Here is a 6,867-nt window from a genome sequence, read left to right on the forward strand (position 1 = left end):
GCTGCGCTGCGCTCACCCGCGCGGTCTGGCCCACGGACCCCGTCCAGCGCCTGCTGCCGGAGGCGCTGCGTGACGGCGCGCCCGGACCGCGCACCACCCCGACCCCCGAGGAGAATCGATGACCGATCAGACCGGAGTCCCGGCCTCCCGGGGCGGGGGCGATCACCACCTTCTCGGTGCGGAGCCGCACACCGCCAACGAGATCGACCTCGCCGAGGCCGAGGAGGAGGCCAAGGGCTCACCGCCCAAGAACCTGCTCGACGGCATGATCAAGGCCCTCCGGCCACGGCAGTGGGTCAAGAACGTCCTCGTGGTCGCGGCACCCGCCGCGGCCGGGTCGCAGACGCTCACCGACACCTCGGTCCTCTTCTCGGTCTTCATCGCCTTCGTGGCGTTCTGCATGGCGGCCTCGAGCGTGTACCTGATCAACGACGCGATGGACGTCGAGGCGGACCGCGCGCACCCCACCAAGCGGTTCCGTCCCATCGCCGCCGGGGTGCTGCCGGTCGGACTGGCCTACGGCATGGCGGTGGCGCTCATCGTCGCCTCCATCAGCATCTCGGTGCTGTTCACCCACCCGGCGCTGGCGATCGTCGTGGCCGTGTACATCGTGCTGCAGCTCATGTACTGCTTCGGACTCAAGCACCAGCCGGTGCTCGACATCGCGTTCGTCTCCTCCGGTTTCCTGCTCCGCGCGGTGGCGGGCGGCGCGGCGGCCGAGGTCGAGATCTCACAGTGGTTCCTGCTGGTCATGGCGTTCGGCTCCCTGTTCATGGCGGCCGGTAAGCGGTACGCCGAACTGAACCTGCACCTGAGGACCGGGGCCAAGATCCGCAAGGCCCTGGAGAGCTACACCCCGACCTACCTGCGGTTCGTGTGGACGCTGTCGGCGACGGTGCTCGTGCTCTGCTACGCCCTGTGGGCGTACGACCGCGGTTCCGATCCCACCCAGCCGTCCGGCTCGGCTGTGTGGTTGCAGATCTCGATCGTGCCGTTCACCATCGCGGTGCTGCGCTATGCGGTCGACGTCGACGCCGCCCAGGCCGGCGAGCCCGAGGACATCGCGCTCGGGGACCGCGTCCTGCAGGTCCTGGCCGGGCTGTGGGTCCTGACCGTCGTGATCGGCGTCTACCTCGTGCCGTCCTTCGCCTGACCGGGGTGGGCGGGCGATGTCGGAGGTGACGGCGGGGAGTTCGGGAGCGGGGCGTCCGGCAGCGGACCGGCCCCCGGCGACCGTGGCCTCGCGGAACCCTGAGCGGATCACCGACCGGATCACGGAGCGGATCACCGAGCGTCCCCGGGCCGAGCCGGCCGTCTTCTGGGGCGGCCTCGTCGTGGTGGTGGCGGTGTTCCTCGCCGGCGCGTGGCAGCGCCGGTGGATCGCCGACGACGGGCTGATCGTCCTGCGCACGGTCCGCAACCTCATCGCCGGCAACGGACCCGTGTTCAACGCGGGGGAGCGGGTCGAGTCCAACACCTCCACCCTGTGGACCTATCTCGTCTATCTCACCCACGAGGTCGTCGGCTATCGGCTCGAGTTGGTCGCCCTGGGGTTGGCGCTGACGCTGAGCATGATCGCGGTCGCGTGCGCGATGCTCGGCACCCGCGTGATGTACCGGGGCACCCGGCGCGCCCCCGCCGGCGGTCCGATGCTGCTGTTGCCGCTGGGTGTGGTGGTCTACATCATGCTGCCGCCCGCCCGGGACTTCGCGAGCTCGGGCCTGGAGACGGGGCTGGTGATCTGCTGGATCGGCGTCATGTGGCTCGGCCTGCAGCGGTGGGCCCGCGCGCCGCACCGCGAGTACCGGTTCGGTCTACCCGCGGTGGGCACGGCCGCGATGGCGTTCATCGCCGGGCTCGGTCCGCTGGTGCGCCCCGAGTTGGCGCTGGCGGCGGTGGTGTTCCTGGCGCTGCTGGCGGCGTCACAGCAGTCGTGGCGGCATCTGGGCTGGTTGGTCGCCATCGCCGGAACCGTCCCGGTGGTCTACCAGATCTGGCGGATGTCGTACTACGCCCTGCCCTATCCGTTGACGGCCGTCGCCAAGGACGCGGGCGGGTCCAAGTGGGACAAGGGGGCCCAGTACCTGTGGGACCTGCTGTCGCCGTATGTCCTGCTCCTGCCGCTGGCGGTGGTCCTGGTCGCCGGTCTGGTCTCGCTGTGGGCCGTGCGCCGGTCGGATTCCAGGGTTTGCGGGGCGGGTCACGACGACGACGAGGGGGGCGGCCTGCTCCGCCTGCGCAGCCGGGTCCGCTCGACCCCGGTCGTCACCGTCGCCTTCCTCGTGGTGGCCGTGATCATGCTGGCCTACGTCACCCGGGTCGGCGGGGACTTCATGCACGGCCGGGTGCTGCTGCCGTCGGTGTTCCTGTTCCTCCTGCCGGTCTCCGTGGTGCCCCTGCCGGTCGGACCCGCCCGCGGGGCGGACGACGCCCGCGTGCGCCGGGTGGCGGTCCCGGTGGTCGCCGGTGCGTGGCTCGTCGTCGTCGGATGGGCGGTGACCGTCCAGGTGGTCCAGGACCCGTTCCGCGACGAACCGGAGTCCATCACCGCGGCGGGGATCGTCGACGAGCGGCAGTACTACATCCAGCGCACAGGCCACCAGCATCCGCTGCTCGCGGACGACTACCTCGACTTCCCGCGGATGCGGGCCCTGGTGAGGGAGGTCTCGACCAACCGGACGGGGGCGGTCTTCCTCCCGGTCCCGGGCTTCCAGGACCGGTGGGACGTGGTGGCCTACGACCGGCCGATGCCCGGTCTGGCGCCGTTCGAGCTCCCCGACGATCCCCTCAAGACGGTCGTGTTCCTCAACCTGGGCATGACGAGCATGAACCTGCCGCTCGACGTGGACGTCTACGACACCGTGGGCCTGGCCTCGCCGTTGGCCGCGCACACCGACCGCATGGAGGACGGGCGTATCGGGCACGACAAGTTCCTGCCGTACGACTGGGTCCTCGCGCGCACCGGGGTGGTCGAGGACCCGGTCAACTTCCCGCGGTGGATCGACGTGAACTGGGTCAACCAGGCCGAAGTGGCGCTCACGTGTCCCGCGACCGAGGCCCTCATCGACTCCTATTCCGGCCCGTTGACGCTGGAGAAGCGCTGGTCCAACCTGGTTAACGCATTTTCATTCGCCGAGTACCGGATCAACAGAATCCCTGCATACGAGGTGCAGAGGTGCGGGTTGCCCATGCCTGAGGAAGTGGAGAAGTACCAGGGCACTCGGTAGTGTGGCGCGTACTGTTGTCTCGAATCGATAACAGTAGGGGATCGATCAGGTCCCCGACCTGTAACACCTGTCCCAGAATGAGCGACAGTAACGATGTCGCAGTTCCGGTCCTCCCCTGGTGGGGCCGGTCCGATGGACGTCACCGATGCCCCGGATTCCCTGGGGGCACCAGGAACGAACAAAGGAACCCACGAATGTCCCAGACCACCCTCCGGCGCAAGTTCGCCGCCGGGCTCACCGCCCTGGCGACGGCTGCAGGCCTCGTCGTCGGCGCCCCGGCCCTCGTCGGCGCCCAGGCCACCGAGCAGGGCTCGTCGGCCAGCCTCGGTTCCGCCGGATCGGCAGGATCGGCCGGATCGGGCGATGCGCCGAACGCCGCCCCCGCGTTCCAGCCGGCCGCCGGCAACGAGAACCCGGTCGGTTTCCGGAACTGGCTGCGCCCCGGGTGCAGCTGGGATCCGGTCGCCTCGTGGGTCCAGCTGTGTGACGTCTGGTCGCCGGCGATGAACCGCCACATCAAGGTCCAGGTCCAGCCGGCCCGCTTCGGCGGCAACGCCGGGCTGTACCTCCTCGACGGCCTGCGCGCGCGGGACGACTGGAACGCGTGGACCCGCGACGCCCAGGCGCAGCGCATCTTCCTCCAGGACAACATCACCCTGGTCATGCCGGTCGGCGGCCAGGTCTCCTTCTACTCCGACTGGGATCGGCCCATCAACCTGGGCGGCAACCTCGTCGAGTACAAATACGAGACCTTCCTGACCCGCGAGCTGCCCGGGTACCTGAACGCCCACTTCGGTGTGCGCACGGACAACAACGCCATCGCCGGGCTGTCCATGGGCGGGTCCGCCGCAGCGATGCTCGCCGCCAAGCACCGCAACCAGTTCAAGCAGGTCTCAGTGTTCTCCGGCTACATGAACCCCACCGCGCCGGGCATGTACACGATGATCCCGCTGGCGATGTTCGACCAGTGCAAGTGCGACCCGTTCGCCATGTGGGGCCTGCCGGGCTCCCCGCGCTGGGGCGAGCACGACCCGCTGCTCAATGCGGACAAGCTGCGCGACATCCCGATGTACATCACCGCGGGTTCGGCCATCCCCGGCCAGTACGACCAGCCCTCCAGCCTGCAGGCGGTGTTCAACACCTTCAACGGCATCATCCTCGAGGGCCTGTCGCGCGGATCGACCATCGCGTTCCAGAACACCCTCAACGCCCGGCCCAACCAGGCCACGTTCGACTACCGCACCACCGGCATCCACGGGTGGGGCTACTGGAACGACGACCTGATCGCCGCCCGCTCGGCGCAGATCCTGCCCGTGATGAACGCTTTCGCGTGGTGATCACGACCGGTTAGCAGACGAATCGGGCTCCGCTCAGCGAGTCCTCACCCGTCACACCGGGGCCCGTGCGTAGATTCTCGTGCGGGGCCCCGGTCGCTTGCGTGACCACCGGGTTCGGCCGCGGGAGGGGAGCCCGCGGACGGACGGCGGATCAGGGCCTCGGGCAGAAGCTGTCCGGGTCGCGCTCGCGGCCCGTTCACCGAGACGTTCGGCGACGACGCGGCAAGGAAGAGAACCTCACATGGCGACCCCCAGCGCACACGCGAGCCCCCGCACCCGGTGGGCGTCCCTCCTGGCCGCCCCGCTCGTGGTGGGAATGGTGGGCTCGGGCCTCATCGTCCCTCCGGCTGCGGGCGCGCAGGAGACCCCGGTCCGGGTGACCCCGGCCCAGGAGACTCCCGCCCAGAGCTCCCCGGTCCAGGCCTCCCCGGCACAGACCGGTCCCGGCCAGGAGGACCCGGCCCGGGCGAACCCCGGGAACCGGGTGGACTCCCCCTCCCTGAGCGTGCCGACGACCCTCCCGACCGGAGTCCGCCTGGACAAGGTCGAGTGGAAGACGGCCAACCGGGTGGCACTGTGGGTGCAGTCCCCGGCCATGGAGCAGGCCATCCAGGTGCAACTCATGCTCCCGGCGCGGTGGAACGCCGAGCCGGAACGCACCTACCCCTCGCTGCTCCTGCTCGACGGCCTGCGGGCGCGCAACGACGCCAGCGGGTGGACCCTCGAGACCAAGATCTCCCAGTTCTTCGACGCCAAGAACGCGATCATCGTGCTCCCCGTCGGCGGCGAGTCGAGTTTCTACACGGACTGGGTCGCGGACGCCAACGGCTCGGCCTACCAGTGGGAGACGTTCCTCATGGAGGAGCTGCCGCCGCTACTGGCCCGCGACTGGCGGGTGAACGACAAGCACGGTGTGGCCGGACTGTCGATGGGCGGCACGGCCGCCATGATGCTCTCGCAGCGCTACCCGGACTACTTCCAGTTCGCGGCGAGCTACTCGGGCTTCCTCGACACCACGAGCTTCGGCATGCCCGAGGCCATCAAGGTGGCCATGCAGGACGCCGGCGGGTATCAGGCGGAGAGCATGTGGGGACCCCTCGGCTCGGCCAGGTGGCAGGAGCAGGACCCCAAGCTCCACGCGGACAAGCTCCGCGGCCAGAGCGTCTACGTCTCCGCGGGAAGCGGGAACACCGGTCCGTGGGATCAGCCGTCGGGGCTGCCGGACATCCCCACCAACTTCCCGGGCTACGGGCTCGAGCTGCTGTCGCGGATGACCACCCAGACCTTCGTCAACAAGGCCCGCGGGGCCGGCGTCGAGGTGACCGCAAACTTCCGGCCCTCGGGCACCCACACGTGGCCGTACTGGCAGTTCGAGATGATGCAGGCATGGCCCCAGTTCGCGGGCGCCGTCGAGATCGAGAACGTCGAGCCCCCGTGCGCGGCACAGGGCGAGATCGCCCGGGTCGCCGAGCGTCAGCCCGGTCTGGGCCCCTGTCTGACGGGCGAGTACGATGTCAAGGGCGGCAAGGCCACCGACTTCCGCTTCGGCCGCGTCTTCTGGTCGCAGCAGACGGGCGCGCACTCGGTCCTCGGGGCCATCGGCGCCGCCTACCAGGCCGAGGGTGGACCCGACGGCCCGCTGGGTCTGCCCACCTCCGGTGAGACCACCACGCCCGACGGCAGGGGCCGGTTCACCCAGTTCCAGAACGGGGTCATCTACTGGTCGCCGACCACCGGGGCGCACGCGATCCGCGGGGCGATCCGGTCGATGTGGCAGGAGCGCGGCGCCGAGCGCGGCGACCTCGGGTACCCGACCACCGACGAGGTCACCAACCCGAACAAGCCCGGCGTTGTCCAGGGATTCCAGGGCGGCACCGTCTACTGGTCCTCCGCCACTGGCCCCAGGGTCGTCGAGGGCGCCATCCTGAGCACCTACCGGGAGGCCGGCGCGGAGAACTCGGAACTCGGGTACCCGACGACCGACGAGATCTCCCTGACCACGCGTGGCGGCGCCTTCAGTCGCTTCCAGGGCGGGGCGATCTACTGGTCGCCGCGCACCGGTGCGCACGCCATCCCCCGCGGTCCGGTGTTCGACGCCTGGGGCACGGTCGACTACGAGCGTGGCCGGCTCGGCTATCCCACCAGCGCGCTGCGCACCACCCGGGACGGCCAGGTCATGGAGTTCGAGGGCGGCCGGATCACGGTGACCGGCGGCCGGGCGGAGATCTCGTGACGGCCAGGGCGGCGGCTCTCGGCGCGGCGCTCGTGGTGGCGGGCGGGATGCTCACCGCGTGCGGCGGAGG

The 6,867-nt window shown here is 70.2% G+C and carries 4 protein-coding genes; all 4 read left to right on the forward strand.

Annotated elements, in window-relative coordinates; translation table 11 throughout:
- Positions 1–118 precede the first annotated feature (118 nt).
- The 4 genes from G6017_RS04575 (at position 119) to G6017_RS04590 (ending at position 6,797) form a co-directional block, all read left to right on the forward strand.
- The gene (locus G6017_RS04575) at positions 119–1,153 is read left to right on the forward strand and encodes a decaprenyl-phosphate phosphoribosyltransferase (RefSeq protein ID WP_182616140.1); all 1,035 of its coding nucleotides are present in this window, start codon (positions 119–121) and stop codon (positions 1,151–1,153) included.
- 16 nt (positions 1,154–1,169) lie between these two features.
- On the forward strand, positions 1,170–3,227 hold the full coding sequence (locus tag G6017_RS04580; protein WP_241731372.1) for an arabinofuranosyltransferase AftB family protein: 2,058 nt from the start codon (positions 1,170–1,172) through the stop codon (positions 3,225–3,227).
- Positions 3,228–3,421: 194 nt separating this feature from the next.
- Positions 3,422–4,564 carry an alpha/beta hydrolase gene (locus G6017_RS04585; RefSeq protein ID WP_095717073.1) on the forward strand — a complete coding sequence of 381 codons (1,143 nt, stop codon included), beginning with the start codon at positions 3,422–3,424 and terminating at the stop codon, positions 4,562–4,564.
- Positions 4,565–4,805: 241 nt separating this feature from the next.
- On the forward strand, positions 4,806–6,797 hold the full coding sequence (locus tag G6017_RS04590) for an alpha/beta hydrolase-fold protein (protein ID WP_095717074.1): 1,992 nt from the start codon (positions 4,806–4,808) through the stop codon (positions 6,795–6,797).
- Positions 6,798–6,867 lie beyond the last annotated feature (70 nt).

It is taken from the genome of Dietzia sp. B44, from assembly GCF_014145245.1.
In the GTDB taxonomy this organism is placed as follows: domain Bacteria; phylum Actinomycetota; class Actinomycetes; order Mycobacteriales; family Mycobacteriaceae; genus Dietzia; species Dietzia natronolimnaea.

Bases quoted from the DNA above. Each gene is read 5' to 3' on its own strand.
- G6017_RS04580 (WP_241731372.1), top strand. From the start codon at position 1,170: ATGTCGGAGGTGACGGCGGGGAGTTCGGGAGCGGGGCGTCCGGCAGCG.
- G6017_RS04585 (WP_095717073.1), top strand. From the start codon at position 3,422: ATGTCCCAGACCACCCTCCGGCGCAAGTTCGCCGCCGGGCTCACCGCC.
- G6017_RS04575 (WP_182616140.1), top strand. From the start codon at position 119: ATGACCGATCAGACCGGAGTCCCGGCCTCCCGGGGCGGGGGCGATCAC.
- G6017_RS04590 (WP_095717074.1), top strand. From the start codon at position 4,806: ATGGCGACCCCCAGCGCACACGCGAGCCCCCGCACCCGGTGGGCGTCC.